Source organism: Pseudomonas sp. DL (assembly GCF_047199225.1).
Classification (GTDB): Bacteria; Pseudomonadota; Gammaproteobacteria; order Pseudomonadales; family Pseudomonadaceae; genus Pseudomonas; species Pseudomonas aeruginosa.
Genome location: NZ_CP178323.1, coordinates 6,126,131 through 6,152,431 on the forward strand (window position 1 = coordinate 6,126,131; position 26,301 = coordinate 6,152,431).

At 67.1% G+C, this 26,301-nt stretch carries 25 protein-coding genes; 13 read left to right on the top strand and 12 right to left on the bottom strand.

Features of this window, described 5'->3' with window-relative positions:
* Positions 1–3 precede the first annotated feature (3 nt).
* On the top strand, positions 4–2,856 hold the full coding sequence (locus ACI766_RS28540) for a class I adenylate cyclase (RefSeq protein WP_087823679.1): 2,853 nt from the start codon (positions 4–6) through the stop codon (positions 2,854–2,856).
* Positions 2,857–2,896: 40 nt separating this feature from the next.
* Positions 2,897–3,610, top strand: a complete 714-nt coding sequence (locus ACI766_RS28545; RefSeq protein ID WP_023086746.1) for a glycine-rich domain-containing protein — start codon at positions 2,897–2,899, stop codon at positions 3,608–3,610.
* Positions 3,611–3,653: 43 nt separating this feature from the next.
* Here the strand turns inward: ACI766_RS28545 and rnk are convergent, their stop codons facing one another.
* From rnk to cyaY, 3 genes are all read right to left on the bottom strand, one after another.
* Positions 3,654–4,058 carry a nucleoside diphosphate kinase regulator gene (gene rnk, locus ACI766_RS28550; RefSeq protein ID WP_003096424.1) on the bottom strand — a complete coding sequence of 135 codons (405 nt, stop codon included), beginning with the start codon at positions 4,056–4,058 and terminating at the stop codon, positions 3,654–3,656.
* 135 nt (positions 4,059–4,193) lie between these two features.
* A complete protein-coding gene (locus ACI766_RS28555) occupies positions 4,194–4,403 on the bottom strand; it encodes a DUF1289 domain-containing protein (RefSeq protein WP_003161172.1) in 210 nt (69 codons plus the stop codon).
* Positions 4,381–4,716: an iron donor protein CyaY gene (gene cyaY / locus ACI766_RS28560; RefSeq protein ID WP_003121284.1), complete on the bottom strand. Its 336-nt coding sequence runs from the start codon at positions 4,714–4,716 to the stop codon at positions 4,381–4,383. The genes ACI766_RS28555 and cyaY overlap by 23 nt, the downstream gene beginning before the upstream one ends.
* A gap of 253 nt (positions 4,717–4,969) precedes the next feature.
* Between cyaY and lptM the strand changes: the two genes are divergently transcribed.
* Genes lptM through ACI766_RS28590 form a run of 6 tightly spaced genes read left to right on the top strand, consistent with a single transcriptional unit; the run spans position 4,970 to position 9,567 of the window.
* The gene (gene lptM, locus ACI766_RS28565; RefSeq protein ID WP_003096430.1) at positions 4,970–5,110 is read left to right on the top strand and encodes an LPS translocon maturation chaperone LptM; all 141 of its coding nucleotides are present in this window, start codon (positions 4,970–4,972) and stop codon (positions 5,108–5,110) included.
* Positions 5,111–5,120: 10 nt separating this feature from the next.
* Positions 5,121–6,368 (top strand): diaminopimelate decarboxylase, encoded by a 1,248-nt coding sequence (gene lysA / locus ACI766_RS28570; RefSeq protein ID WP_003118055.1) that lies wholly within the window; start codon positions 5,121–5,123, stop codon positions 6,366–6,368.
* Between the two features lie 10 nt (positions 6,369–6,378).
* The gene (gene dapF, locus ACI766_RS28575) at positions 6,379–7,209 is read left to right on the top strand and encodes a diaminopimelate epimerase (protein ID WP_003114344.1); all 831 of its coding nucleotides are present in this window, start codon (positions 6,379–6,381) and stop codon (positions 7,207–7,209) included.
* A 30-nt stretch (positions 7,210–7,239) separates the two neighbouring features.
* Positions 7,240–7,941, top strand: coding sequence for a DUF484 family protein (locus ACI766_RS28580; protein WP_003096433.1), 702 nt, complete (start codon positions 7,240–7,242; stop codon positions 7,939–7,941).
* A 19-nt stretch (positions 7,942–7,960) separates the two neighbouring features.
* Positions 7,961–8,872, top strand: a complete 912-nt coding sequence (xerC, locus tag ACI766_RS28585; protein ID WP_003096434.1) for a tyrosine recombinase XerC — start codon at positions 7,961–7,963, stop codon at positions 8,870–8,872.
* Positions 8,869–9,567, top strand: a complete 699-nt coding sequence (locus ACI766_RS28590; protein WP_087823681.1) for an HAD family hydrolase — start codon at positions 8,869–8,871, stop codon at positions 9,565–9,567. The genes xerC and ACI766_RS28590 overlap by 4 nt, the downstream gene beginning before the upstream one ends.
* A 29-nt stretch (positions 9,568–9,596) precedes the next feature.
* On the opposite strand, the gene ACI766_RS28595 is transcribed toward ACI766_RS28590, so the two are convergent.
* Complete coding sequence (locus ACI766_RS28595; protein ID WP_412828485.1) at positions 9,597–10,766, bottom strand: MFS transporter; 1,170 nt, start codon at positions 10,764–10,766, stop codon at positions 9,597–9,599.
* A 162-nt stretch (positions 10,767–10,928) separates the two neighbouring features.
* Between ACI766_RS28595 and ACI766_RS28600 the strand changes: the two genes are divergently transcribed.
* Complete coding sequence (locus tag ACI766_RS28600) at positions 10,929–12,305, top strand: PLP-dependent aminotransferase family protein (protein WP_003098233.1); 1,377 nt, start codon at positions 10,929–10,931, stop codon at positions 12,303–12,305.
* A gap of 24 nt (positions 12,306–12,329) precedes the next feature.
* On the opposite strand, the gene ACI766_RS28605 is transcribed toward ACI766_RS28600, so the two are convergent.
* From ACI766_RS28605 to glnK, 5 genes are all read right to left on the bottom strand, one after another.
* A complete protein-coding gene (locus ACI766_RS28605; protein ID WP_003114348.1) occupies positions 12,330–13,244 on the bottom strand; it encodes a fimbrial protein in 915 nt (304 codons plus the stop codon).
* Between the two features lie 423 nt (positions 13,245–13,667).
* A complete protein-coding gene (gene sutA, locus ACI766_RS28610) occupies positions 13,668–13,985 on the bottom strand; it encodes a transcriptional regulator SutA (protein WP_003098240.1) in 318 nt (105 codons plus the stop codon).
* A gap of 77 nt (positions 13,986–14,062) precedes the next feature.
* Positions 14,063–14,488, bottom strand: a complete 426-nt coding sequence (locus ACI766_RS28615; RefSeq protein ID WP_003096441.1) for a secondary thiamine-phosphate synthase enzyme YjbQ — start codon at positions 14,486–14,488, stop codon at positions 14,063–14,065.
* Between the two features lie 260 nt (positions 14,489–14,748).
* Positions 14,749–16,077, bottom strand: a complete 1,329-nt coding sequence (locus tag ACI766_RS28620; RefSeq protein WP_003098243.1) for an ammonium transporter — start codon at positions 16,075–16,077, stop codon at positions 14,749–14,751.
* Positions 16,078–16,116: 39 nt separating this feature from the next.
* On the bottom strand, positions 16,117–16,455 hold the full coding sequence (glnK, locus tag ACI766_RS28625) for a P-II family nitrogen regulator (RefSeq protein WP_003096476.1): 339 nt from the start codon (positions 16,453–16,455) through the stop codon (positions 16,117–16,119).
* 439 nt (positions 16,456–16,894) lie between these two features.
* Between glnK and ACI766_RS28630 the strand changes: the two genes are divergently transcribed.
* The 3 genes from ACI766_RS28630 (at position 16,895) to betT (ending at position 20,799) form a co-directional block, all read left to right on the top strand.
* Complete coding sequence (locus tag ACI766_RS28630; RefSeq protein ID WP_003096478.1) at positions 16,895–17,155, top strand: accessory factor UbiK family protein; 261 nt, start codon at positions 16,895–16,897, stop codon at positions 17,153–17,155.
* A 40-nt stretch (positions 17,156–17,195) separates the two neighbouring features.
* Positions 17,196–18,689 carry a YifB family Mg chelatase-like AAA ATPase gene (locus ACI766_RS28635; protein ID WP_003098248.1) on the top strand — a complete coding sequence of 498 codons (1,494 nt, stop codon included), beginning with the start codon at positions 17,196–17,198 and terminating at the stop codon, positions 18,687–18,689.
* A 124-nt stretch (positions 18,690–18,813) separates the two neighbouring features.
* Positions 18,814–20,799 (top strand): choline BCCT transporter BetT, encoded by a 1,986-nt coding sequence (gene betT, locus ACI766_RS28640; RefSeq protein WP_003096496.1) that lies wholly within the window; start codon positions 18,814–18,816, stop codon positions 20,797–20,799.
* Between the two features lie 42 nt (positions 20,800–20,841).
* Here betT and pchP read toward each other — a convergent pair whose 3' ends face one another.
* A complete protein-coding gene (gene pchP / locus ACI766_RS28645) occupies positions 20,842–21,891 on the bottom strand; it encodes a phosphorylcholine phosphatase (RefSeq protein WP_003110458.1) in 1,050 nt (349 codons plus the stop codon).
* Positions 21,892–22,041: 150 nt separating this feature from the next.
* Positions 22,042–22,959 carry a LysR substrate-binding domain-containing protein gene (locus tag ACI766_RS28650; RefSeq protein WP_034046906.1) on the bottom strand — a complete coding sequence of 306 codons (918 nt, stop codon included), beginning with the start codon at positions 22,957–22,959 and terminating at the stop codon, positions 22,042–22,044.
* A gap of 148 nt (positions 22,960–23,107) precedes the next feature.
* On the opposite strand from ACI766_RS28650, the gene ACI766_RS28655 reads away from it, so the two are divergent.
* The gene (locus tag ACI766_RS28655; RefSeq protein WP_076939068.1) at positions 23,108–24,574 is read left to right on the top strand and encodes a NorM family multidrug efflux MATE transporter; all 1,467 of its coding nucleotides are present in this window, start codon (positions 23,108–23,110) and stop codon (positions 24,572–24,574) included.
* Here the strand turns inward: ACI766_RS28655 and ACI766_RS28660 are convergent.
* Positions 24,486–26,162 carry a putative bifunctional diguanylate cyclase/phosphodiesterase gene (locus tag ACI766_RS28660; RefSeq protein ID WP_003121292.1) on the bottom strand — a complete coding sequence of 559 codons (1,677 nt, stop codon included), beginning with the start codon at positions 26,160–26,162 and terminating at the stop codon, positions 24,486–24,488. The two genes, ACI766_RS28655 and ACI766_RS28660, sit on opposite strands and share 89 nt — an antisense overlap.
* Positions 26,163–26,301: the final 139 nt, after the last annotated feature.

Consider the following 26,301-nt stretch of genomic DNA (forward strand, 5'->3'; position numbering starts at 1 on the left):
CCCATGAACCGACATCCCGCACTCAGCCTCGATCTCGACGATGGCATCGACCGCAAGGTCCTCGGCCAGTTGCGCCAACGCTTCCTGGCGGTCAATGCCGGTCGCCTGCAACGCGCCCGGCAGGCGTTGTCCAGCCGCCAGGAGCGGGTCCTGCGCCTGCTACCGCTGCTGTTCCACATCAACCATCCGCTGCTGCCGGGCTACCTGTCGGCCAGCACGCCAGCGGGCCTGAGCGGTTTTGAGGCGGACGACGAAGTACTCGCCGAAGCCCAGCGCCTGGCCCGCTCGTTTGTCTACAAGCCACGCAGGCAAGAACCCGCACAGCAGCCGATCCACGGCCTGTTCCTGATGGGCAGCCTGGGGAGCCTGGCCCAGGAGGAACAGAGCGATCTCGACCTCTGGGTCTGCCATGCCCCAGAACTGGAGCCCGGCGCGCGCCAGGAGCTGCGCCGCAAGTGCGCGTTGATCGAGGACTGGGCGCGCAGCCAGGGCAGCGAGGTGCACTGTTTCCTGATCGACGTCGCCCGTTTCGGCCAGGACGAACGCAAAGACTGGAAAGAGTCCGGCGGCGACGGCAATACCCAGCACTTCCTGCTGCTCGACGAGTTCTACCGTAGCGCGATCTGGCTCGGCGGACGCACCCCTCTATGGTGGCTGGTGCCGCCGGCCCATGAACGGCGCTACGACGAATACTGCCGGACCCTGCTCGGCAAACGCTTCATCCGCGCCGAAGAGGTGCTCGACCTCGGCCACCTGGCGCACATCCCCGCCCGGGAGTTCATCGGCGCCGGCCTCTGGCAGTTGTCCAAGGCCATCGATTCGCCCTACAAGTCGCTGCTCAAGCTGCTGCTCACCGAAGCCTACGCCAGCGAGCACCCGCGGGTCCGCTGCGTCGCCCTGCGCTTCAAGGAGCAGGTATTCGCCGGCCAGCTCGATCTCGACGAACTGGACCCCTACGTCCTGGTCTATCGCCATCTCGAACGCTACCTGCGGGAACAGCAGGCGCCGGAACGCCTGGAACTCGTGCGGCGCTGCCTGTACCTCAAGGTCGGGCGCAAGCTCGGCGGTCGCCAGCGCCAGGCGCAGAAGGGCTGGCAGCACCTGTCGATGGAGCGGCTCGTCGTGGAATGGCAATGGGAGCCTCGCCGCTTGGCCCTGCTCGACAGCCGCAGCCAGTGGAAGATGCGCCAGGTGATGGAAGAGCGTCGCACGGTGGTCAACGAACTGACCTACAGCTACCGCCTGCTGTTCCAGATCGCCCGCCAGCAAGGCGCTGACAGCGGCATCGACAGCCGCGACCTGGGCCTGCTCGGCCGCCGCCTGTATGCCGCCTTCGAGCGCAAGGCAGGCAAGGTGGAGAACATCAACCCGGGGATCGCCCCGGATCTCGGCGAAGACGTCCTGACCCTGGTCCAGCTGCCCGCCGACGACGACCGCGAGCAGGCGCAGTGGGCGATCTTCCCCGGTGCCCTGGGCGCTCACCAGTGGCCTGACTACGCGCCGCTGAAACGCAGCCTCAGGCTGGTCGAGCTGCTCGCCTGGTGCCATCGCAACGGCGTCATCGACAGCGCCACCCGGCTGTCCCTGCATCCCGGCCAGAGCGACCTCGGCGATGCCGAACTGGACAATCTCCTGGGCAGCCTGCGGCAGTTCCTGCCGGTCCCCCTGGCGACCGTGGACGACGCCGACCTGCTGCAACCGCGTCGGCTCAAGAGCGTCCTGCTGCTGGTCAACGTCGGTGTCGACCCGCTGCGCCACCACAGCCAGATGAACCTGCACATGGCTACCGGGCGTACCGACGTGCTCGGTTATGCCGGGGTGCGCGACAACCTGGTGCTGACCCTCGACCAGCTCAGCCTCAACAGCTGGAACGAACTGACGGTGCGCCATTACGCAGGCCCCCAGGCGCTGCCCGAGTGCCTTGCCGAGTTCCTCGACGCCGTCCGCGAAAAGCCCGGAAGCCCGCCGCAGCCACCCGAACTGATGGTGCGCTGCTTCTGTCGCAACCGGGCCGCCGCCATCGCCGTGCGGGTCGAAGAGCTGTTCCGCGAAACCTACGGGCAACTGCTTGGCGGCCAGCCGAGCCGCTACCTGCTGCAGATCCGCCAGCAGTACCACCTGCTGGAAATGTCGCCGGAGGCGGTCAGCCACGAGAGCCTGCCCGACCTGCCGAGCCTGCTCCAGCACCTGGGCCGCGAGCGCGATGGCTACAGCGCCCTGAAGCTGGATCGCCACGCCTTGGAAGGCGAGGACCTCGGGCTGATCCTGTCCATGGGGCGGCCGGACTGCATCCAGGTGTTCTACCGGCGCGACTTCGACAGCGCCGAGATCAGCCTGCTCGACGAACGCAACGCGCTCTGGCGCCAGCGCCAGGCGTTGCGTGACGAACGCAGCCTGCTCGCACCGCTGCAGCGCTTCCTGCAATCGCTGCTGTACCGGCGCAACGCCCTGTCGCTGGCGGAACAGGTGCCGGCCTCGCTGGATATCCGCTACTACGAGTTGCTCTCCAACGACGGCAGATTGCACGTCGAGCCTCGCGAAGCGCCGGAGGCCCTGGCCGGACCCGCGTTGTACGAGCTACAGGCGCTACTCGAACGCGGCGAACGCAAGCGCGTGCAGGTCACCCTGTACTGCGACCACCAGGAGTTTTCCGAACTGGAGTACGGCGCCGGCCTGTTCAAGGCGGTCGCCCGGCATATCCTGGCGCATCGCGCGGAAAGCGAACCCTACCCCTGCTACCTGACCGACCTCGACCTGTCGCGGCTGTTCGCCGACGAACAGCCGCAAACGCTGCACTATCTGCGTTATAAAAGCGTCCTGGAAACGGCGCTGAACCAGGCGCTGCTGGAACAATGACCCAGCGCCGCACCGCGCGGGGCTCGACAAGGACGTACGGATGGCACTCCTCGGTATTACCCTGCTCGCTGGCGCCGCATTCGTGGGCGGCTATCTCTACCGCCGCGGCCTGGATCGCCGGCGCTACCGCTTCATCCAGCAATTCCGCCTGCCGCCGCGGGTCGCCCAGGCGGTCCGCGAGCGCTATCCGCAGCTCAGCGAGGAACAGGTCCAACGGGTGCTCGGCGGCCTGCGCGAATACTTGCTGCTATGCCGCGCCGCCGGCAAGCGGATGGTCGCGATGCCGTCCCAGGTGGTGGATGTCGCCTGGCACGAGTTGATCCTGCATACCCGGCTCTACCAGCACGTCTGCCGCAAGGGACTCGGGCGCTTCCTCCACCATACGCCGGCGCAGGCGATGCGCAGCCCCCGACAGGCCCAGGAAGGCATTCGGCGCGCCTGGAAGCTGGCTTGTCGCCGCGAAGGCATCGACCCCCAGAACCCCACGCGCCTACCGCTGCTGTTCGCTCTCGACACGGAACTGGCGATCGCCGACGGCTTCCGCTACACCCTGAACTGCGCGCAGCGGCAAGACGGCGGCGCAGCGGTGTATTGCGCCAGCCATATCGGTTGCAGCAGCGGCTGCGCCAGCGATAGCGGCAGTACCTTCGGTTCGGACGGACAGGATTCGCGCCACGGCTGCGGCGGCGATAGCGGCGGAGACGGCGGCAGCGGTTGCGGGGGTGGAGGATGCGGGGGCGGTGGGGGCGACTGAGGGTCGCGAAGCCCGTCGCCGAATGGCGACGGGCGAAAACCGATCAGCGCGCGTAGTCGCCGGCGGCTTCCGGCTGGTATTCGATTTCCAGCAGGGTCAGCTTCAGCGTCTTCCCGCTCGGCGCCGGCCAGTCGATGGTCTGGCCGATGGTCAGGCCCAGCAGCGCGGTGCCCACCGGCGCGAGGATCGAGACCTTGCCTTCGCCGGCGACGTCTTCGGGATAGACCAGGGTCAGGGTGTACTCCTTGCCGCTGCTTTCCTCGCGGCAGCGCACGGTGGAGTTCATGGTCACGACGCCCGGCGGAATCTCGTCATGCCCCACCACCTGGGCGCGCGACAGTTCGGCCTCCAGCGCCTCGGCGGCGGGTCCGAATTCGTCCAGGCCATCCAGCAGGCGCTCCAGGCGCTGCAGGTCCAGACGAGTGATGGTGATCGGCGGCGTGCTCATGATCGCAGGCGTGCTCCTTGGTCCGGTTCGGTTGATCGATGAAAAGCAGGAATCGCAAAAAAGCAAAAACCCCGCCCGAAGGCGGGGTTTTCCCGGACACTAACACAGTCGCAGGAATTAGCAACATCCCCCCTATCAGGAGAGACGGCCCGCCAGCGACTGGCGTCGAGCGGCCTGTGACCTGATCTGCAAGCGGCGGGAATCGTCGGCCTTGCCCCACTCGCGGATTTCCGCCAGGGAACGTCCGCAGCCGACGCAAACGTCCGCATCGTCGAGGCAGCACAGGCGCCGGCAGGGCGAGGCCACCGCCGGCGGCGAAGCCTCAGAGGCCGGGGAACTCGACATCCTCGCCCCCCTGCTCCAGGGTCGCCCGGTTGAGCAGCGCGCCCAGCGGTTCCTGGCTGCCATCGTGGCGCCAGAGGCCGCTGGCCTCGTCGTAATCGAAGTGGAAGCCGCCCGACTTCGCAGCCACCCACAGCTGGCGCAACGGCGCCTGGCGGCTGAGGATCAGCTGCGAGCCGTTCTCGAAGCGTACGGTGAGCACGCCGCCGGCGTTCTCCAGGTCGAGGTCCAAGTCGCTGTCATCGAAGGCGTCTTCCACCTGCTGCTGGAGCGCATCGACCAGGTCGTGGAAACGCGCTTCATTCATCGTACTCATGCATTGCCTCGGCATTCGCTAACGGGAAAAAAGGCGGACGACTACCTTCGTCTTGCCCTATTCCGACAATTCTACGCTGGTATTGCCGTAGTCCGCGCTGTTTTGCCGCGACGCTCGCGGAAAACGCCGGCATCCCCTCTGCCGCAGGCCATTCCCCTGCAAGCCCCGGCACACCTGATCCGGCTCGCATAGGCAAGGCGCCGGGGGGTCGGTATACTCCGGAACAATTCACGTTTTCTACAAGGATTCCGTCATGAAGCGGCTGTTCCTGTCCTTCGTCGCGCTCGCCCTCCTCGCCGGCTCCATCGCCGCCTGCGGCCAGAAAGGCCCGCTGTACCTGCCGGACGACGAAAAAGCCAAGAAAGAACACAGCAAAGACCGCTACGGTTTCTGAGAGAGCGCCCATGGACACATTCAGTTACCGCGACGGTGAGCTGTTCGCGGAAGGGGTGGCGCTTTCCCGCATCGCCGAGCGTTTCGGCACGCCCACCTACGTCTATTCCCGCGCACACATCGAGGCCCAGTACCGCGCCTATGCCGATGCCCTCGCCGGCATGCCGCATCTGGTCTGCTTCGCGGTCAAGGCCAACTCCAACCTCGGGGTGCTGAATGTGCTGGCGCGCCTCGGCGCCGGTTTCGACATCGTTTCCCGCGGTGAGCTGGAGCGTGTCCTGGCCGCCGGCGGCGATCCGGCCAAGGTGGTGTTCTCCGGCGTCGGCAAGACCCGCGACGACATGCGCCGCGCCCTGGAAGTCGGCGTGCACTGCTTCAACGTCGAGTCCGGCGAAGAGCTGGAGCGCCTGCAACGGGTAGCTGCGGAACTCGGCGTGAAAGCGCCGGTATCGCTGCGGGTCAACCCGGACGTGGACGCCCAGACCCACCCCTATATCTCCACCGGCCTGAAAGAGAACAAGTTCGGCATCGCCATCGACGAGGCCGAGGCGGTCTACGCCCGCGCCGCCGAGCTTGACCACCTGGAGGTGATCGGCGTCGACTGCCACATCGGCTCGCAGTTGACCCAGCTGGAGCCCTTCCTCGACGCCCTCGAGCGCCTGCTCGGGCTGGTCGACCGCCTGGCCGGCAAAGGCATCGGCATTCGCCACCTGGACCTCGGTGGTGGCCTCGGGGTGCGCTACCGCGACGAACAGCCGCCGCTGGCCGGCGACTACATCCGCGCCATCCGCGAGCGCCTGCACGGCCGCGACCTGACCCTGGTGTTCGAGCCGGGCCGGTCCATCGTCGCCAACGCCGGCGTGCTGCTGACCCGTGTCGAGTACCTCAAGCACACCGAGCACAAGGATTTCGCCATCGTCGACGCGGCGATGAACGACCTGATCCGCCCGGCTCTCTACCAGGCCTGGATGGACGTGCAGGCGGTACGCCCGCGCGACGCCGCGCCGCGCCGCTACGACCTGGTCGGGCCGATCTGCGAGACCGGTGACTTCCTCGCCAAGGATCGCGACCTGGCGCTCGCCGAAGGCGACCTCCTGGCGGTGCGCTCGGCCGGCGCCTACGGCTTCGTCATGAGCTCGAACTACAACACCCGCGGCCGCGCCGCCGAGGTGCTGGTGGATGGCGAGCAGACCCACGAGGTCCGTCGCCGCGAGACCGTCCAAGAGCTCTACGCCGGCGAAAGCCTGCTGCCGCAGTGAGGCCCAGACCATGCTTTTGCGCTTCACCAAGATGCATGGCCTGGGCAACGACTTCATGGTCCTCGACCTGGTCAGCCAGCACGCCCATGTGCAGCCCAAGCACGTCAAGCTCTGGGGCGACCGCAACACCGGAATCGGCTTCGACCAGTTGCTGATCGTCGAAGCCCCGAGCAGCCCCGACGTCGACTTCCGCTACCGGATCTTCAACGCCGACGGCTCCGAGGTCGAGCAGTGCGGCAACGGCGCTCGCTGCTTCGCCCGCTTCGTTCAGGACAAGCGCCTGACGGTGAAGAAGAGCATCCGCGTAGAAACCAAGGGCGGCATCATCGAGCTGAATATCCGCCCGGACGGCCAGGTCACGGTGGACATGGGTCCGCCGCGCCTGGCCCCGGCCGAGATACCGTTCCAGGCCGAGCGCGAAGCCTTGTCCTATGAGATAGAGGTGAATGGCCAGCGCGTCGAACTGGCCGCGGTATCCATGGGCAATCCCCATGGCGTGCTGCGCGTCGAGAACGTCGACAGCGCACCGGTACACAGCCTCGGTCCGCAACTGGAAGTCCATCCGCGCTTCCCGAAGAAGGCCAACATCGGCTTCCTCCAGGTGCTCGATCCGCACCATGCGCGCCTGCGCGTCTGGGAGCGCGGCGTCGGCGAGACCCAAGCCTGCGGCACCGGCGCCTGCGCCGCGGCGGTTGCCGGGATTCGCCAGGGCTGGCTGCAATCGCCGGTGCAGATCGACCTCCCCGGCGGCCGCCTGCACATCGAGTGGGCAGGTCCCGGCCAGCCCGTTATGATGACCGGGCCTGCCGTCCGCGTGTATGAAGGCCAGGTCCGCCTGTAAGGGCCGTCGCCCGCGAGAACCGAGACGCTTATGACCGAGAAAAGCCAGGAACCGACAGCAGCGCTGGACGCCGAGCAGGTGGCCGCCTATCTGAGCCAGCACCCGGAGTTCTTCGTCGAGCATGACGAGCTGATCCCCGAGTTGCGCATCCCACACCAGCCCGGCGACGCAGTGTCGCTGGTGGAGCGCCAGGTACGCCTGCTGCGCGAGCGCAACATCGAGATGCGCCACCGGCTCTCGCAACTGATGGACGTGGCCCGCGAGAACGACCGCCTGTTCGACAAGACCCGCCGCCTGGTCCTCGACCTGCTCGACGCCACCAGCCTGGAAGACGTGGTCAGTACCGTCGAGGACAGCCTGCGCCACGAGTTCCAGGTGCCCTACGTGAGCCTGATCCTGTTCAGCGACAGTAGCGTCTCGGTGGGCCGCTCGGTGAGCAGCGCGGAGGCGCACCAGGCCATCGGCGGCCTGCTCTCCGGCGGCAAGACCGTCTGCGGCGTGCTGCGTCCGCACGAACTGGCGTTCCTCTTCGGCGAGAGCGACCGCGACGAGATCGGCTCCGCAGCGGTGGTCTCCCTGAGTTTCCAGGGCCTGCACGGCGTGCTCGCCATCGGCAGTCCCGATCCGCAGCATTACAAGAGTTCCCTCGGCACCCTGTTCCTCGGCTACGTCGCCGAGGTCCTGGCCCGCGTGCTGCCGCGTTTCTCCTCGCCGCTGCGCTCGGTCCGCTGAGCGCGGCGGGCGGTCCGAGATGCGCGCCGACCTGGATGCCTTCCTCGAACATCTGCGCAGCGAGCGCCAGGTCTCCGCGCACACCCTCGACGGCTACCGCCGCGACCTGCTGAAGATCCTCGCCCTCGCCGAAAAGGCCGGGCTCTCCGACTGGAACGCCCTCGACACCCGCAGCCTGCGCACCTTCGTCGCCCGCCTGCACCAGCAGGGCCAGTCCAGCCGCAGCCTGGCACGGCTGCTCTCGGCGACGCGCGGCCTCTACCAGTACCTGCTACGCGAAGGGCGCTGCCGGCACGACCCTGCCAACGGCCTGAGCGCGCCGAAGAGTCCGCGCAAGCTGCCCAGGACCCTCGACGCCGACCGCGCCCTGCAATTGCTCGACGGTGCCGTGGAGGATGACTTCATCGCCCGCCGCGACCAGGCCCTGCTGGAGCTGTTCTATTCCTCCGGGCTGCGCCTCTCGGAACTGGTCGGCCTCGATCTCGAATGGCTGGACCTCAAGGAAGGCCTGGTGCGAGTGCGCGGCAAGGGCAACAAGGTCCGCGAGCTGCCGGTCGGCAAGGCCGCGCGCCAGGCGCTCGAAGCCTGGCTGCCGCTGCGCGCCCAGGCCGCTCCGGAAGACGGTGCGGTGTTCATCGGTCGCGGCGGCAAGCGCCTGACGCCGCGGGCGATCCAGCTGCGGGTGCGCCAGGCCGGCGTCCGCGAGCTGGGCCAGCACCTGCACCCGCACATGCTGCGGCACTCCTTCGCCAGCCATCTGCTGGAGTCGTCCGGCGACCTGCGCGCCGTGCAGGAACTGCTCGGCCACGCCGACATCGCCACGACCCAGATCTATACCCACCTGGACTTCCAGCACCTGGCCTCGGTCTACGACCGCGCCCATCCCCGCGCCAAGCGCAAGGGCAACGCCGATGGAGGCAACGACCCATGAGCAGCCTGCGACTGATCACCTTCGACCTCGACGACACCCTGTGGGACGTCGCCCCGGTGATGAACAACGCCGAGGCCCTGCTCCGCGAATGGCTGGCGAGCAACGCGGCGCGCCTGGGTCCGGTACCCATCGAGCACCTGTGGGCGATCCGCACCCGCCTGCTGGATCGCGAGCCGATGCTGCGCCACCGTCTCAGCGAGCTGCGCCGGCGCATCCTGTTCCATGCCCTGCTCGACGCCGGTTATCCACAGGCGGAGGCGGAAAGCCTGGCCGAGGCCGGTTTCCAGGTATTCCTCGAAGCGCGCCACCGGGTCACCCTGTTTCCCGACGTCCACCCGACCCTGGAGATCCTCGCCGACCGCTTCACCCTCGGCGTGCTCACCAACGGCAACGCCGACGTGCGCCGCCTGGGCCTGGCCGACTACTTCCGGTTCGCCCTCTGCGCCGAGGAACTGGGCGTCGGCAAGCCCGACCCGACGCCATTCCGCGAAGCCCTGAAGCGCGCCGGCGTCGAGGCCTCGGCAGCGGTACACATCGGCGACCACCCCAGCGACGACATCGCCGGAGCGCGCCGCGCCGGCATGCGTGCCATCTGGTTCAACCCAAGCGGCAAGCCCTGGGCCGGGGAGGAAGAGCCGAGCGCGGAGATCCGCAGCCTCGCCGAGCTGCCGGCCCTGCTCGCCCGCCTGCAATGACGGACCGGGCCCCCGGTCGCGGGTAGCGCCTAGGCACGCGAAGCGCTGGCCTTTAAGCGCCCGACCCCGCGCAAGATGGAAAACGCCACCGCAACGGCAGCCAACGTCAGCGACACGCCGAAAAGCAGCAACGCCGTCGACGCACCGAAGCGATCCGCGATCAACCCGGTGAAGATCACCGGCAGGCTGAAGCCGAGGTAGGCCAACAGGAAGTAGCCCGCGCTGGCCCGCGGCTTTTCCGCACCGGCCAGGACATTCACCGCCGACAGCCCGCCCAGGTAGGTGAAGCCGTAGCAGGAACTGCTCGCGCCCAGCGCACCGAACAGCACCGCAGCCAGTGAGCCGTGGATCGCGCCCCAGGCCAGCAGGGCATAGCTCGGCGGCAGGATCACCAGCCCCAGGCAGGTCGCCGAGGCCGGCGCCATCCGCCGCGCCAGCGGCTGGAACAGCAGGCCGCAGCTGATCACGGTGAAGGTCAAGAAGCCCGACCAGCGCGCCAGCCCGTGGGCCGCCAGCAGCGAAGGCAGGACCGCGATGACCAGACCCACAGTGGCCCATGCCAGCAGGATCGAGAGGCCGTACGGCAGGCTGCCGGCGGGAAAGAACGGCAGCCGCAGCATCGGCGTATCGCGCCCGCGCGGCGCCTCGTCCGGCAGGCCCGCCACCGCCGCCAGGGCCACGCAGGCCAGTCCCAGCTGGACCCAGAAGCTGCCGGGCACCAGGCTCTCCCGGAACAGCAGGAACAGACTGGTCAGTGCCGCGCCGAGGCCGAAGCCGAGCGAGGTGCTGGCGGTCACCCAGTTGGCCGAGGTGCGAGAATCCCCGCCCGCGATCAGTTCGCTCATGTAGGCCGTCCCGGTGGCCGATGCCAGGGCCGTGCCGACGCCGAGCAACAGGCGCGCCACGCCGAGCGCCTCCAGGCGCGGCCAGAGCGCCATCACCAGGGTGGCCACCATCGACAGCAGCAGCGCGACGACGATCGGCGGCTTGCGCCCGATCCGATCGGACAACCCGCCGAGTACCAGCAGCACCGGCAGTACGCCGAGCACATAGCCGGAGAAAGCGCTGGCGGTAGCTGCCGCGCCGTAGCCGGAAAGCTCCGCGTAGGCGGTGTACAGCGGCGCCTGGAGGTTCACCGCCAAGGTGATCAGGCACAGGCCGAAGGCCAGGCATGCGGCGTGGCGACGGGTATTGCTCATGCGTTTCTCCGTTCAAGGGCCTGCCGCGGCAGAGCGGTGGGCATTGGCTAGCCCGCGAGAAGAGGCGTCGACTATCCGGCGCGGCGGCGCTACGGAACAAGTAACAGCTGTTCGGATTTGTGCTTAACTGTTCGCCCCAAAAGACCAAACAGTGAGTCAGGCATGCACCTCCGGATCGACCGCAATGCCAGCGAGCCGCTGGTGCAGCAGATCGTCGCAGGGGTCAGCGGCTGGATCCGCGGCAATCGCGTCCGCGCCGGCACGCGGATTCCGTCGATACGCCAGTTGGCCAGGGAAAACCAGCTCAGCCAGTCCAGCGTGATCGAGGCCTACGACCGCCTGGTCGCCCTGGGGATGCTGGAATCGCGGCACGGCTCGGGGTTCTTCGTCGCCGAGGCGCCCGCCGCCACTACCGACCTCGACAGCGAATGGCACGAAGGCGCGGAAAACGCATGGGGCCAGTTCAGCGGCAGCTCGACGAAACTCAAGCTCGGCTGCGGCTGGATTCCGGACAGTTGGCGGGAAGTCGAGGAACTCAGCTACGCGATCCGCCAGGTCGCCCGCAGCGAACTCGCCGGGCTGTTCGACTACAGCACTCCGCTGGGCCTGCCGGCGCTGCGCCAGCACATCCAGAAACGCCTGCGGCTGATCGATATCCATGTCGACCCGGAGCAGATCCTCACCACCACCGGCGCCAGCCATGCCCTCGACCTGTTGGTACGCACGCTGCTCAAGCCGGGCGACGTGGTGGTGGTGGAGAACCCCGGCTACTACAACCTGTTCAACCTGCTGAAGTTCCACGGGGTGAAGATGCTCGGCGTGCCGCGCACCCGCCACGGCCCGGACACCGCCGCGCTGGAGACGATCCTCCGCGCGCACAAGCCGAAGTTCCTTTTCACCAACAGCATGTACCACAACCCCACCGGCACCAGCCTCAGCCCCTCAGTGGCCCACCGCGTGCTGCAACTGGCCGAGCAGCATGATTTCCACATCGTCGAGGATGACATCTACGCCGACTTCCAGAACGGCCCCAGCACCCGCCTGGCAACCCTCGATTCGCTGCGCCGGGTGATCTACCTGGCGAGCTTTTCGAAGACCCTCAGTTGCTCGCTACGGGTCGGCTACCTGATCGCCGGCCCCGAGCTGATCCGGCGCCTGGCGGATGTGAAGATGTACACCAGCATCGGCAGCCAGCGCTTCGCCGAATGCGTGGTCTCGACCATGCTCGCCAACGGCAGTTACCGCAAGCTGGTGCAACGCCTGCGCCAGCGCCTGACCCGGCAGATGGCGGCGACCCTGCGGGTGCTTGGGGACAACGGCTGGGAGGTGTTCGCCGAACCGGTCGGCGGGATGTTCGTCTGGGCCCGTATCGGCGACTACCCGTTCGCCGAATTGCAGGCCGTGGCGACACGCCTGGACGTGCTGCTGTCGCCGGGCAGCGGCTTCAGCCCGGAAGGCGAGGAGAGCGACTGGCTGCGTATCAACATCGCCTATGCCAGCGACCCGCGGGCCCTGGCGTTCTTCGAGGCGTTCGGGTGAGGCGCGCTCTTGCCCTCCCCTGCCTCACTGGTAGTCGAGCAGGATCACCATCGCGGCCAGGACCGAGCCGGGCGTGATTTTCTCGGCGGTCTGCACATAGGACGCTTTCATCGGGATCCAGTAAGCCCCGCCGGTGTTCTTGTCGTACGCGGTCACCGGCAACGAGAGTCCCATCCGTAGCGGCACGCCGGCCTCGTCGGTGACCCGGATCGATACGCCGGTCGCGGTGCTGCCCGCCAGGCGCGGCAATACACCCGAGCCTTCGGCCACCGCGCCCCCCACCGCTTGAAGGCTGTAGCCGACGCGGTTGTACCCGCGAGGACAGCCGGCCACTACCAGATTGAACGGGGTAACGGCCGCGTAGGTGCCGACGCCGTTCAGCCGGGCGGCAGCGATCGACTGCAGCTTCACGGTCTGGTCGGCGACCTGGCAGGTCGCATTGATCGTGGTGACGCTCCCGGTCAACCTGATGGAGGAGGTGCCAGACGCGATAAGCCCGTCCTTGTAGGTAATGAGGAAGTACGAGTTGAAGGCTCCGCTCGCGAACTGGCCGTCGGAGAGCGGCGTCGAGTTGCGGAACAACTGGATCTCCGCGATTTGCGAGAAAGTGCCCTTGAAACGGCTGCTCGCCGGTATGCCATCCAGCAGCAGGCGCACCGAGAGGCCCGGCACGTTGGTATTCAGGTCCGGACCATCGACCGGGTCCCAGACACTTCCCTTGTTGTACAGAGAGACGCCGATGAGATCGCAGCTGGGCTTGCCGCACAGTTGCATGGGAGTGAACGTGTAGCGCGACATGACACTTCCCTCGGGAAGGATCGAGGGCACGGCGATATCGCGGCCGCCGAAAGCGTACAGATTGGCAGCCATGCTGGTGCCGGCGGGAACGAACAGGACTGCCGCGAGCAGCAGGGTTCGACGGAACGTCTTGAACTCCATGGGATGACAACCGATGTGTCCGGCATGTCCGGGAAAATCCGCCGGAACCGGAGTGAACTTGATGGGTGGCTAATCTTTTCAGAACACCTGGAAAGGAGCCATAAGACAGGACCTACACGGCTCCGCGAATCCGCCTAAGAATCGCTAGGAAAATTCTTAAGCAAGCTCTACAGCTCGCTCTCCGGCAACCCCGGACGCCGCTTGGAGCGCCTGGATGGCAAGCAGCTTCGGTTGACGATGTGGAACGGTAGCGCTGCCACCGGAAAGGAAAAGGCCTTGGCCCGTCGCCAGCCGTGCCTGAACAGGCGAAAGATCGGCTCGCCAACCGGGATGCGGCGGGGCGAGATGCCCGTCAAAGTGACCGGCGCCATAGCACAAGGCCCGCCATCCCTTGCGGGAGGCGGGCCTTGGGATGGCGCGAAATCAGATGGGGCGGCTGCCGTACTTGCTGTCCGGCTTCTTCGGCGGATCGGCCACCACGTTGGGTTCGATCTCCTGCACCTTTCCACCGCGGGAAAGGAACTCCTCCATCGCCTTGGCGAGGGCGTCACGCTCTTTCTGCTTGGCTTCGACCGAGGGCAGCTCCTCTTCCACCACGGCGGCTTTCGCCTTCTTCCCGGGGGCGGGGGCCTCGTCGCCGTCGCCGCTGTCCGCTTCGCCGTCGTCGGCCGCGGCCAGCTCTTCGCCGTCGTCCTCGTCAGCGCCGTCCAGCTCGTCCTGTTCCAGTTCTTCTTCGCTCATGGTCAACCTCTCGGTGCTGCAAAAGCAGGTTAGTTATAGCCCAGCCGCGCGTTTTGATGAGCGCCGCCGGAAAAAATTCATACTGACTCGCCCTGCCAGGTGGCGAGCACGCGCCGTGCCCCGCCCCTGTCCCGGTGTTCACCGAGATAGATCCCCTGCCAGGTGCCCAGTGCCAACCCTCCCGACTGTATCGGCAGGGTCAGTTGGCAGCCCAGCAGGCTGGCCTTGAAATGCGCCGGAAGGTCGTCCGGACCTTCGTCGTTGTGTTCATAGCCGACTTCGCCGCGTGGCGCCAGCCGCTCGAAAAAACGCTCGAAATCCCGGCGTACGGCAGGATCGGCATTTTCATTCAGGGTCAGTGAAGCCGACGTATGTTGCAAAAGCAGGTGCAGCAGGCCGACCCGGCACCGCCGAAGCTCCGGCAAGGCGTCGAGTATCTCCTCGGTGACGAGGTGAAAGCCCCGCGGACGCGGGCGCAAGGTGATCAGGGTCTGCTGCCACATGCTGCTGTTCCAAATCGGCTCCGATCCGTCGCGCCGCGCATTCTAGCGCGGCATTTGAAAAAGCAAAGAGCGTAAGAGGCAGACCTGTGAAAGCTGATGGTGGCGCAGTCCGCTGGCAGTCACTGAAAGACCGGTTGCGGAAAGGTGGTGGCAGTCGCGGGAAGCGCCCAGGACTTTCGACGCACAAGGGCATGGCGTTCGGCGAAGGCGAGCGCGGGAGGCAAACCGACGCCCGGCGGAAAGCCGGGCGCCGGCAGGTATTACAGGTTGTAGCCGCGCTCGTTGTGCAGCGCCAGGTCGAGGCCGACCGCTTCCTCTTCCTCGGTGACCCGCAGGCCCATGACCAGGTCCAGCACCTTGAGGATCACGAAGGTCACCACGGCGGTGTAGACCACGGTGAAGGCCACGCCCTTGAATTGCACGAAGAACTGCGCGCCGATGTCCTCCACGCTGCCGAAGCCGCCCAGCGACGGCGCCGCGAAGATCCCGGTGAGCAGCGCGCCGACGATACCGCCGACCGCATGTACGCCGAAGGCGTCGAGGGAATCGTCGTATTTCAGCGCGCGCTTGAGACTGGTGGCGGCGAAGAAACAGATCACCCCGGAGGCCAGGCCGATCACCAGCGCGCCCATCGGACCGGCGGTGCCGGCGGCCGGGGTGATGGCCACCAGACCGGCGACCACGCCGGACGCGATGCCCAGGGCGCTCGGCTTGCCGTGGGTGATCCACTCGGCGAACATCCAGGCCAGGGCCGCGGCGGCGGTGGCGATCTGGGTCACCAGCATGGCCATCCCGGCGGTGCCGTTGGCGGCGGCGGCGGAACCGGCGTTGAAACCGAACCAGCCGATCCACAGCATGGCCGCCCCGACCAGGGTGTAGCCGAGGTTGTGCGGGGCCATCGGCGTGGTCGGGTAGCCCTTGCGCTTGCCCAGCACCAGGCAGGCGACCAGACCGGCGATACCGGCGTTGATGTGCACCACGGTGCCGCCGGCGAAGTCCAGCACGCCCCAGTCCCACATCAGGGCGCCGTCACCGCTCCAGACCATGTGCGCGATCGGCGCGTAGACCACGGTGAACCAGACCGCCATGAAGATCAGCATCGCCGAGAACTTCATGCGCTCGGCGAAGGCGCCGACGATCAGCGCCGGAGTGATGATCGCGAAGGTCATCTGGAAGGTGATGAACACGCTTTCCGGGAACAGCGCGGTGGCGGAAGTCAGGCCGTCGGCGGTGAGACCGCTGAGGAAGGCCTTGTCCAGTCCGCCGACGAAGGAATTGAAGTTGAGGACGCCCTTCTCCATCCCGGTGGTATCGAACGCCAGGCTGTAGCCATAGACCACCCAGAGAATGGTGATCAGGCCGGTGATGGCGAAGCACTGCATCATGATCGACAGCACGTTCTTCGCTCGCACCATGCCGCCGTAGAACAGCGCCAGGCCGGGGATGGTCATGAGCAGGACGAGCGCAGTGGAGATCAGCATCCAGGCGGTGTCGCCGCTGTTCAGGACGGGCTCCTCGGCGGCCAGGGCGACGCCCGGCAAAGCGAGGGACAATAGGGCTCCTAGCCCTGCGATCTTACGCAGAGTCATGTTGGTATTCTCCTGGGGCTTTTGGGGGTTCGGTTGGGCTTAGATCGCGTCGGTATCGGTTTCGCCGGTACGGATGCGGATGGCCTGTTCCAGGTTCACCACGAAGATCTTGCCGTCACCGATCTTGCCGGTATTGGCCGCCTTGGTGATCGCCTCGATGACGCGGTCCAGCTGGTCGTCGGCGATCGCCACGTCGATCTTCACCTTGGGCAGGAAGTCGACGACGTACTCGGCGCCGCGATACAGCTCGGTGTGGCCCTTTTGCCGGCCGAAACCCTTGACCTCGGTCACCGTGATGCCCTGCACACCGATCTCGGACAACGACTCGCGGACGTCGTCCAACTTGAACGGCTTGATGATGGCAGTGACTAGCTTCATGAAACTCTCTCCCGTGTTTGGTGGACTCGCCCCAGGAAAACGAACCCGAGGACAGTCTAAGCGCAGTGTCTGGCTTTGTAACGCGCCGGTCCCTCTGGGAAGCATGATCGGGACCCTCCGCCCCGACCTGGCCCTGCTGCGGTCGTTCGATGCCGCAACCTGCCGGCCTCCCGCAACCGCCTCATCTGCCGCACCGGTACTGCTTCAGTGCACGCCTCACCCCGGCCAAAGCAGAAAGCTTGCCAGCTCCGGCAAATCCGCCGGATTTCAAGCTCTTAGCCGCCAACCCGGGGATAGTGCGGAACGCCGGGCTCCGGGCGGCGCACCAAATAGGCGCAGACGCGCTCCGACAGTTGCGCAAAAAGTGTGCAATGGCCCTCCCGCGAGCGCCGCCGACATCGTGCTAGACTGCCGCCCACTCGTTACCGGAACCCTCGCCATGCTGCCGCCCAAAGCCGTCTTCGAAGCCCTCAGCCAACAAGCCAGCCGCCTGTTCGCCGGCGAATCGCCGTTGCCCAAGGCCGAGCTGGAGTCGCAGTTCCGCGCCCTGATGCAGAGCGCCTTCAGCAAGCTCGACCTGGTCAGCCGCGAGGAGTTCGACAGCCAGATGCTGGTCCTCGCCCGCACTCGCGCACGGCTGGAAGCCCTGGAGGCCAAGGTGGCGGAACTCGAAAGCAAGCTGACGCCGCCCGCCGACTGATCCTCCCCCCTGCGAGCGGCGTGAGATCAAGGAGCGATCCATGTCCCTGGCGATTGTCCACAGCCGAGCCCAGGTCGGCGTCGAAGCCCCCTGCGTCAGCGTCGAGGCGCACCTGGCCAACGGCCTGCCTTCGCTGACCCTGGTCGGCCTGCCGGAAACCGCGGTGCGCGAGAGCAAGGACCGCGTGCGCAGCGCCCTGCTCAATGCCGGTTTCGACTTCCCCGCGCGGCGCATCACCCTCAACCTCGCCCCCGCCGACCTACCCAAGGACGGCGGTCGCTTCGACCTGGCCATCGCACTCGGCATCCTCGCCGCCAGCGGCCAGTTGCCCGGCACCGCCCTCGACGGCCTGGAGTGCCTCGGCGAACTGGCCCTGTCCGGGGCGATCCGGCCAGTGCGAGGCGTATTGCCGGCCGCGCTGGCGGCGCGCGACGCAAGGCGCGTTCTGGTGGTACCGAAGGAAAATGCCGAAGAGGCCAGCCTGGCCAGCGGGCTGACGGTGTTCGCCGTGGACCACCTGCTGGAGATCGCCGGACACCTCTCCGGCCAGGCCCCGCTGCCGCCCTACCAGGCCCGCGGCCTGCTCCGCGCGCCCTTCCCTTATCCAGACCTGGCCGAGGTCCAGGGCCAGGCCGCCGCCAAGCGCGCCCTGCTGGTGGCCGCCGCCGGCGCGCACAACCTGTTGCTCAGCGGCCCGCCGGGCACCGGCAAGACCCTCCTGGCCAGCCGCCTGCCCGGCCTGCTGCCGGCGCTCGACGAGGACGAAGCCCTGGAGGTCGCGGCGATCCATTCGGTGGCCAGCCACGTCCCCCTCAGGCACTGGCCGCAGCGACCGTTCCGCCAGCCGCACCACTCCGCCTCCGCGCCGGCCCTGGTCGGCGGCGGCAGCCGCCCGCAGCCGGGCGAGATCACCCTGGCGCACCAGGGCGTGCTGTTCCTCGACGAACTGCCGGAGTTCGAGCGCAAGGTCCTGGAGGTCCTGCGCGAGCCGCTGGAAAGCGGCGAGATCGTCATTGCCCGGGCCAACGGCCGGGTACGTTTCCCGGCGCGCTTCCAACTGGTGGCGGCGATGAATCCCTGTCCCTGTGGCTACCTCGGCGATCCCAGTGGCCGCTGCCGCTGCACCCCGGAACAGGTCCAGCGCTACCGGGGCAAGCTGTCCGGACCGCTGCTCGATCGCATCGACCTGCACGTCAGCGTGCTCCGCGAAAGCACCAGCCTGCAGCCAGGACACGGCGAAACCGCTACCGCCGAGGTCAGCGAACGGGTGGGCGCCGCACGGCAACGGCAACTGGCCCGCCAGGGCTGCGCCAATGCCCATCTCGATCTCCAGGCGATGCACCGCAATTGTGCACTCGCCGAAGCGGACCGCCGCTGGCTGGAGGCTGCCGGAGAGCGCCTGGAACTTTCCTTGCGCGCCTTGCATCGCATACTCAAGGTGGCCCGGACGCTGGCCGACCTGGAGCGCATCGATGCCATCGAACGCCGGCACCTGGCGGAAGCCCTGCAGTATCGGGCAATGACCTCCACGTGAAGCGTAATAATTCAGCAAAGCTATCGATTAAGGCTTTTCGAATCAAATTAGCTATCACGATGTGTTAGGCTGTTTCGTCTTCCGCCTTCGGCGGGCAATCCGATCACAAGGAGAGCTAGCTTACATGGAGACACCCACTACCCCCCGGAGCACCCTGAATCCTCCGGTCTTCTATACCTCCGCCGCCCTGATCCTGGCCCTGGTGCTGTTTACCGTCCTCCTCCAGGAAGAAGCGCAATCGCTGTTCAACCACGTCCAGCAATGGATCATCACCAACGCCAGCTGGTTCTACGTACTGGCCGTGGCGCTGATCCTGATCAGCGTGGTGTTCCTCGCCGTCAGCCGCTACGGCGACATCAAGCTCGGCCCCGACCACAGTCGTCCCGACTACCGCAACACCACCTGGTTCGCCATGCTGTTCTCCGCCGGCATGGGCATCGGCCTGATGTTCTTCGGCGTTGCCGAACCGGTGATGCACTTCACCACCCCGCCGGTGGGCGAGCCGAACACCGTGCAGGCGGCGAAGGAAGCGATGAAGCTGACCTTCTTCCACTGGGGCCTGCATGCCTGGGCGATCTACGCCATCGTCGCGCTGATCCTGGCCTTCTTCAGCTATCGCCACGGCCTGCCGCTGACCCTGCGCTCGGCGCTGTATCCGCTGATCGGCGAACGTATCTACGGCCCCATCGGCCACGCGGTGGATATCTTCGCGATCATCGGCACCGTGTTCGGCGTGGCGACTTCGCTCGGCTACGGCGTGCTGCAGATCAACAGCGGCCTGCACCACCTGTTCGGCTGGCCGGTGAACCAGACCGTGCAGATCGCCCTGATCGCCGCCACCTGCGGCCTCGCCACGCTCTCGGTGGCCAGCGGACTGGACCGCGGCATCCGCATCCTGTCCGAACTGAACCTGAGCCTGGCGGTGATCCTGCTGCTCTTCGTGCTGGTCCTCGGGCCGACCGTGTTTCTCCTGCAGACCTACGTGCAGAACACCGGGGCCTACCTGTCCGACATCGTCAACAAGACCTTCAACCTGTACGCCTACGAGCCCACCGATTGGATCGGCGGCTGGACCCTGCTGTACTGGGGCTGGTGGCTGTCCTGGTCGCCCTTCGTCGGCCTGTTCATCGCCCGTATCTCGCGCGGCCGCACCATCCGCGAGTTCGTCTGCGGCGTGCTGTTCGTCCCGGCCGGCTTCACCCTGCTGTGGATGACGGTGTTCGGCGATACCGCCATCCACATGGTCCTGCAGGAGGGCTTCACCCAGTTGGCCGAAGTGGTCAACCAGGACAGTTCGGTGGCGCTGTTCGCCTTCCTCGAGCACTTCCCGCTGGGCAGCGTGATCTCGCTGGTGGCGGTGCTGATGGTGGTGGTGTTCTTCGTCACCTCGGCCGACTCCGGCGCGCTGGTGGTGGACATGCTAGCCTCCAGCGGCAAGGACCACTCGCCGCTCTGGCAGCGGATATTCTGGTCGGTGCTGATGGGCGTGGTGGCCATCGCCCTGCTCCTCGCCGATGGCCTCAAGGCGCTGCAAACCGCGACCATCGCCAGCGCGCTGCCATTCTCCATCGTGCTCCTGGCGTCGATCTGGGGCCTGTTCAAGGCGCTGCACCTGGATGCCACCAAGCGCGGCATCCGCTACCAGGCGCTGACCTTCTCCCGCCCCACCACGCGCAGCGGCGCAAGCGAGGGCGACGGTTGGCAGCGCCGCCTGCGCAACATCGCCATGTTCCCAAGGCGCAGCCACGTCAACCGCTTCATCACCGATGTGGCGCGACCGGCCTGCGAGGACGTCGCCGCCGAACTGCGCAAGCAGGGCTACGAAGTCCAGGTGCAGGACGGCGAGGACGGCCGGGTTCGGCTGGAAGTCAGCCACGGCGGCGAGGTCGATTTCATCTACGAGGTGCGTCCGCGCGCCTTCACCACGCCGAGCTTCGTGATGCGCGACACCGAGGACAGCAGCGAGTCGCGCAAGTATTTCCGCGCCGAGGTCCATCTCCAGGAAGGCGGCCAGGACTACGACATCATGGGCTGGAGCCGCGACGGCGTGATCGGCGACATCCTCGACCAGTACGAGCGGCACATGCACTTCCTGCACGTGGTGCGCTGAGGGATGCGGGGGCCGGCCAATGCCGGCCCCTCGCCGTTTCGCCTACTGGATCTGCTCCGGAGTGACGATCACCCAGTTCCTGTCCGCCGTCACCGGCAGGCCGGCCTTGGCCTGTGCGGCGGAATGCTGCTTGATCATGCCGTTGATCTGCTCCATGTACTTGGCCTTGCGGTTGACCCACAGGTGCACGCCGTTTTCCGCGGTGCCGTTGAACAGCATGTAACCGTCGCTGTCCGGGGTATCGCCGGCGACCAGGATCGGCCGCTTCCAACGGTCGATGTAGGTGAGGATCGCAGCCTGCTTGCCGGCCATCCAGGTCGCCGGGGTCCACAGGTAGGGGGTCACCTCCAGGTCGAGGTTGGCCTTGGGATCGTACTTGCCCTCGGCGATCTGCTTGCGCGCAGTGGTCAGCTCGCCGGTCTTGCGGTTCTTCAGCAGGGTGGTGACGCCGATGACGTTCTCCGGCTTGGCGTTGTAGCCATACCTGGGGTCCGCCGCGACCATCCGCACCAGTTCCTCATGGGCCGCGCTGATCACGTAGACCTCGATGCCGTTTTCCATCAGCTTGTTGTACAGCTCGCGCTGGCCGCTGAACACGCGCGGCGGCTCGACGTCGAGCGTGGCGAGCTTGTCGCCGTCGTAATAGGTGGCGGGGATCGGCTTGCCGTAGGCCATCAGTTCGTCGACATAGCCCTTCAGTTCCCTGAGGGTGAAGCCTGAGAACACCTGGGCGACCCAGGGATAGCAGACCATGTCGTCGATCTCGCAAAGCCGGTAGTAGTAGCTGAACAGGCTCTCCTTGTGCCCGGCCTGGTCCTTGAACGGGATCAGTTTCAGCGAAGGGTCGAGCCTGTCGCGGGTCAGCACGCCCTTCATTTCCAGATAGGGCAGCAGCGATTCTTCCAGGTCGTAGCGATAGCTGGTGTTGTCCATGTCGAACACGGCATAGGCGCCCTTGTTCGCGTTGGCCTCGATCAGTGCATTCAGTTGCCTGGCGGCGGGGGCCGGCCAGTGCTCGAGTTCGGTGGCGCTGGCCTGGCCGACTGCGGCGGCGAGCGCCAGCGCGGCGAGTATTCCTTTGGCGAAGGTCATGGCGGGTTCCTTTGGGCGGTTGGAAGGAAGCTCCGTCCCCTGCCGCTCCCGACAGGCAACGACCAACGACCCTAGCGCAAACCCTGCGCCCGGCCCAGCGACGGCAGCGACCTGTAACGTCGCGTCAGCGCCAGGAGTTGTCCGGCGGCGTCACGCCAGCCGCTCGACGACGGGCAGACGCATCGCCGCCACCTCCGCGAGGAGGAAGTCGCGCAATTGCTGGAAGCGTTCCTGTCCCCTGCGGGCACGAGGCCAGACCAGGTGATAGCTTTCGCCGCTGGCCACCGCCACCGGCCAGGGCAGGCCGATGCGGCCCTGGGCGACATCCTCGGCGACCATCACCAGGTCGCCGATGGACACGCCATAGCCTCGCGCGGCGGCGACGATGCCCAGTTCCAGCGTGTCGAACACCTGGCCGCCCTTGAGCGACACCTCCTCCCCCAGCCCGGTCCGTTGCAGCCAGCGTCGCCAGTCGCGACGATCCGGCGTGGGGTGCAGCAACTCGCTGTCACGCAGGCGTTGGAGGGTCCAGGGCTCCACGGCCTCGTCGGGACCGCAGACCGGCACCAGCCATTCGGCGAACAGCGCTGCCGTTTCCCATTCCGGGCTGAACTGGCCGCTGCCCAGCAACACCGCGCAGTCGAAAGGCTCGCGCTGGAAGTCCACCGAGTCCACATCCATCCAGGCACTGGTGAGCTGCACCTCGATATCCGGGTTCAGGTGGCGGAAGCGGCTCAGGCGCGGTAGCAGCCAGCGCAGGGTAAGGGTGGAAGGCGCCTTCAGGCGCAGGGTGGCGTCGTCCACACGCAGGGCGGTGCAGGCCCGTTCCAGCGCATCGAAGCCGTCGCGCAGCCCGGGCAGCAGCAGGCGTGCCGGCTCGGTCAGCTGCAACTGGCGGCCATGGCGCTCGAACAGACGACAACCGAAGTGCTCCTCCAGGGTACGGATGTGCCGGCTCACCGCGCTCTGGGTTATCGCCAGTTCCTCGCCGGCGCGGGTGAAAGAGGCGTGCCGGGCGGCAGCCTCGAAGGCGCGCAGGGCATACAGCGGGGGCAGGCGACGGGTCATTGGGGAATTACCTCTTTCATGACTTTTACTCATGCCTGGCATCTTGTTTTTCCTTTTGTGGAGCCATGCCAGTCGCACCGAGAATAGCCGCATTCTCAACGCCGACAGGCCATCGCGGCAACCATCTCCTCCTGAGCCTTACTCATCCATGTCCTCGCCATCCCTCGTCGAACTCAAAGCCATCCTGCGCCTGGCGGGCCCGTTGATCGCCGCCCAGCTGGCCTATGTCGCCATGGTCTTCACCGACACCGTGATGATGGGCAAGCTCGGCCCCGACGCGCTGGCCGCCGGCGGCCTGGGCGCGGTCAGCTACGCCTTCGTCTCGATGTTCTGTGTCGGCGTGGTGGCAGCGGTCGGCAACCTGGTGGCGATCCGTCACGGCTGCGACGACGCCGCTGGCGCCGCCGCGGCCGCTCGCTCCGGACTCTGGGTCGGCGCCGCGCTGGCCCTGGCCGCCGGCCTGCTGCTATGGAACCTGCGGCCGCTGCTCCTGGTCTTCGGCCAGGCGCCGCAGACGGTGGACGGCGCCATGCAGTTCCTCCACAGCCTGACATTCGCCCTGCCCGGCTACATGGCCTTCATGGTCCTGCGCGGCTTCACCAGCGCCATCGACCGCGCCGGCCCGGTGATGGCGATCAGCGTGCTCGGCGCGCTGGCCAACCTGGCTCTCAACTATTCCTTCATAGAAGGCCTGTTCGGCCTGCCGCGCCTGGGCCTGGCCGGTATCGGCCTGGTCACCGCCCTCGTCATGAACTGCATGCCGCTGCTGCTGGCCCTGTATATCCGCCTGCAGCCGGCCTATGCCGAGTACTCGCTGCTGCGCGGACTGGGACGGCCGCAGCGGGCGATGGTCGAGGAGATACTGCGCCTGGGGCTGCCCATCGGTGGCACCTACGCGGTGGAGTCGGGGATGTTCACGGTCGCCACCCTGTGCATGGGCATCATCGGCGATCACGCCCTGGCCGCGCACCAGATCGCCATCCAGGCGGTATACGTGGCGTTCATGGTGCCGGTGGGGTTGTCGTACGCCACCACCTACCGCATCGGCCAGCATTTCGGCGCCGGCCGCCTGCTCGAAGCACGCCGCGCCGGGCGTGTCGGCATCGGCTTCGGCGCGCTGTGCATGCTGCTCTTCGCCGGGCTCTTCTGGTGGATGCCGGAGGCCATCATCGGCCTGTTCCTCGACCGCGACGCCCCGGCCAACCGGGAGGTGGCCGCGATGGCCGTCTCGCTGCTGGCGATCGCCGCCTGGTTCGAGCTGTTCGACGGCACCCAGAACGTCGCCATGGGCGCGATCCGCGGTCTCAAGGACGCCCGCACCACCTTCCTGGTCGGCCTGGCCTGCTACTGGCTGGTCGGCGTGCCGCTGGCCTGCCTGCTGGCGTTCGCGGCCGGCTGGGGCGCCGCGGGCGTCTGGTGGGGGCTGGCCGGCGGCCTGGCCTGCGCAGCCATCGGCCTGACCCTGGCCTTCGAGTGGACGACCGCGCGGTTGCTGCCGAAAGCCACGGCCAGCGAGACGTCGGCGCTCAATTGCCGAGCGGCTGGCCGCGGTGCGCCGAGCGCTCGCCGATGCCCAGGAAACGCGCCAGTTCCGCCAGCGGCAGCGGCGGACTGATCCAGTAGCCCTGCACCTGGTCGCAACCGAAATCGCGCAACTGCTCCTGCTGGCGCAGGGTCTCCACGCCTTCGGCAACCACTTCCAGGTTGAGGTTGTGCGCCAGGTTGATCATCGCCCGCACCAGTTGGAAGTTTTCCGCCCGCTGGTCCATGCCGCCGACGAAGCTGCGGTCGATCTTCAACAGGGTGATCGGCAGGCTATTGAGGTGGACGAAGGACGAGAAACCGGTGCCGAAGTCGTCCAGCGAAAAGCGCACGCCCAGTTGGCCGAGCGCCTGCATGGTCTGCAGCACCTGGTCGCTACGCCGCATCACGGCGGTCTCGGTCAGTTCGAACTCGAGCCAGCGCGCGTCGACGCCGTGCTCTTCGATCAACCGTTGCAGGGTCGGCAGCAACTGGCTGTCCTGGAACTGGCGGAACGACAGGTTCACCGCCATGTGCAACGGCTCCAGGCCGCGCCCGTTGAGCCACTGCATGTCGCGCAGGGCGCGGGCGATGACCCAGTAGCCGAGCGGCACGATCAGCCCGCTCTCCTCGGCCAGCGGGACGAACTCGCTGGGCGTGAGCAGGCCCCGCTCGCCGTGGCGCCAGCGCACCAGCGCCTCCAGGCCGACGATGCGCCCGCTGTCCAGGCACAGTCGCGGCTGGTAGTGCAGCTCCAGCTCGTCGCGACGCAGCGCCCGGCGCAGTTCGGCTTCGAGGTCGGCGAGGCTGCGCACGCCACGGTTGATGCGTTCGTCGAAGACATGGAAGGTGCAACCCTGGCGGCTCTTGGCCTGCTGCATGGCGATGTGCGCATGCCACATCAGCGGGTCGGCGCCTTCGTCGGCACGGGCGTGGGCGAGTCCCAGGCTGCAACCCAGCAACAGGCTCTCGCCATCGATCCAGTAGGGCTCGCCGAGGCATTCGACGATGCGTTCGGCGACCCGCTCGGCGCGTTGCGGATCGCGACGGGTGTCCAGCAGCAGGGCGAACTCGTCGCTGCCCAGGCGCGCCAGGCTGTCGCCGTTCTCCATGAAGCCGCGCAGGCGGTTGACCACCTGCAGGATCAGGCGGTCGCCGCCCTGGTGGCCGAGGGAATCGTTGACGTGACGGAAGTTGTCCAGGTCGAGGTGGCCGAGCACCAGGCCACGCCCGTCGAATTCGCTGAGGCGCGCCGCGAGCAGGGTCTGGAAGCCCTGGCGGTTGGCGATGCCGGTCAGCGGATCCTGCTCGGCGAGCAGTTGCAGGGTCGCCTGCAAACCCAGGCGCTCGCGCGCGTAGCGCAGGCAGCGGCGCAGGCTGTCCTCGGAGAGCTGTTCGGCGGCCAGCCAGTCGACCACCCCAACCGGCGCCTGCGCCGGCTCCTGCTGCAACAGCAGGATCACCGGCCAGGGACAGGGAGTCCCCAGCGGCAGGCAGGCCGGCGTGGCCAGGAGCAGCCCCCGGGGCTCGGCGGCGAACAGGGTGGCCGCGCCCTCCCAGGTGGTGACGATGCTCAGCGAAAAGGCAGGCCCCAGCGCTCTCAGGCGTTCACCTAGCAGTGGCGCCCAGTCCGGCGTATCCGCCAGAAGGAGCAGGCGCAAGGGTTCTGCGGGCGCTGACAAGCAACCTCCAAAGTTTTAAGAATCTTCGTAAAGAACGAACGGCATCATCCTAATGCGGTAGGGAATCTACAGCAAAATGGCGTGAACGATCTCGGGATCGGTCACAGCTTGCACGCTAATTCTCGCGGATGCCAGCCAG